The sequence below is a fragment of the Trabulsiella guamensis ATCC 49490 genome, from assembly GCF_000734965.1.
GTDB lineage: Bacteria > Pseudomonadota > Gammaproteobacteria > Enterobacterales > Enterobacteriaceae > Trabulsiella > Trabulsiella guamensis.
The window spans coordinates 1-1,625 of the sequence record NZ_JMTB01000148.1; the positions used below are offsets into that span (position 1 = coordinate 1).

The following is a 1,625-nucleotide window of genomic DNA, read 5'->3' on the forward strand; positions in this document are numbered from 1 at the left end:
TTCAACATGGCGAATTTTGCCCGGCACCACGGCCAGTTGCAGGTGCCCGCTTTTTAAATCCTGCGCGGGGGCCAGCACGCGGGACGTGGTCCAGCCGTGTGAAATCATCCGGTTCTGAAGCGTGCTCATCAGCATATTGATGCCCTGAGTCCCGAGACAGTGTCCCACTGCCTGATTTGCCAGGCGTTGCAGGGGTAACCAGCGGGGAAGGTCATTGTGCCCCGTCAGGGTGACCGAGTGGAGGGGAAAGCACGGGGTTTCAGCCGGAAAGACGAGCCGCCCGGCGGAATGCTCCGAAGGGGATAAACGAATATCAGGAACCGGTGGCGTCAGTTGTTGCTCCAGTGCCTGCTGACGCTGCTGTTGCAGAATAAACTGTTCGTCACCGGGTGCTGCGACTGAAGTGAACGAAATGCCGGAAAATACCGCTGAAACACAGAGTGCGGGTAAAAGATACTGATGTCCCCGTGACCGGCGGCGAAAATCCATTTCGGCATAACTCCTTACATAAGGACATTGTTTGTTTCAAAGTGGAATAACCGGACTAATGTAATGGATTAGGCTGTATGATTTCTATCAGATATTACCCATGTCACTCTGAAAAATGAGATATATTCTTAATTGTGTTGACTATTCTTAGTTGTGCGTAGAATTACGTGATGAAAATGTGGTATCGATAACCATTGTCAGTCAGATTTATTCCGGAGCATTTTATGCTTACGGATTTCCCTGAAAAATTCCAGTGATGCACTTTCAGACGGCCATCTACTGACAAAACAAAATGGTTCGGTACTACACATATGAATTTTTTTGTTCTGGCTGACAAACTGTATTGTTACATCGTGGTGGTGTGCCACAACTGTCGGGCTCTTCCCCAACCAGAACCTCATAACTGATTTTGTGCCGTGTCAGATGTGTATACGGTTGGAGGGTTGGTAACAGTTTCAGCCATTCAGGATTTATTCAACACAGATTTCAGGTTAAGGTGCCAGAGGTTTTGTAAGGACTGGTGTTTTCGGGTGAAACAGAATCCCGGCAGGTTTGCCCCTGCCGGGAACTTTGCTGGCGGGGACTTTACGCCCTGGTTTGCTGATGAACATAAATGTAAGGCGCAATGAATCCTTCACGGTTTATGTCAAGGTAATCAGACCACCACTGCATCATTTCCATGCGTTCATCAAGGTGTTCTGCTTTATGGATATAAGCTGCGCGGACATTATTGCGTTCGCGGTGGCTCATCTGCCGTTCGATGCAATCTTTTGACCAGAGTCCCGATTCGTTCAGGGCACTACAGGCCATTGTTCTGAATCCATGTCCGCAGATCTCGGTTTTAGTGTCATAGCCTATGACGCGCAGCGCCTTGTTGATCGTGTTTTCACTCATTGGCTTATCCAGTGAGTGAGCGCCGGGAAAGACAAATTGTGAATCTCCGGTTAACGACTGGATTTCTTTTAACAGTGCCACGGCTTGTACCGACAGTGGCACCAGATGTTCATCTTTCATTTTTGCACCGCGTTCAGAGAAGCGAACACCTTTGACGAATTTACGTTGTGCAGGGAGCGTCCAGATACGGGCCCTGAGATTAAATTCATCCCAGCGGGCAAGACGTAACTCACTGGAGCGGA

At 48.9% G+C, this 1,625-nt stretch carries 2 protein-coding genes; both read right to left on the minus strand.

The window, feature by feature from the left end; translation table 11 throughout:
- The coding region (locus GTGU_RS25195; protein ID WP_169741201.1) for a POTRA domain-containing protein at window positions 1-489 on the minus strand (489 nt) is incomplete at its 3' end.
- Window positions 490-1,074: 585 nt separating this feature from the next.
- The coding region (locus GTGU_RS23135) for a tyrosine-type recombinase/integrase (RefSeq protein WP_038163364.1) at window positions 1,075-1,625 on the minus strand (551 nt) is incomplete at its 5' end.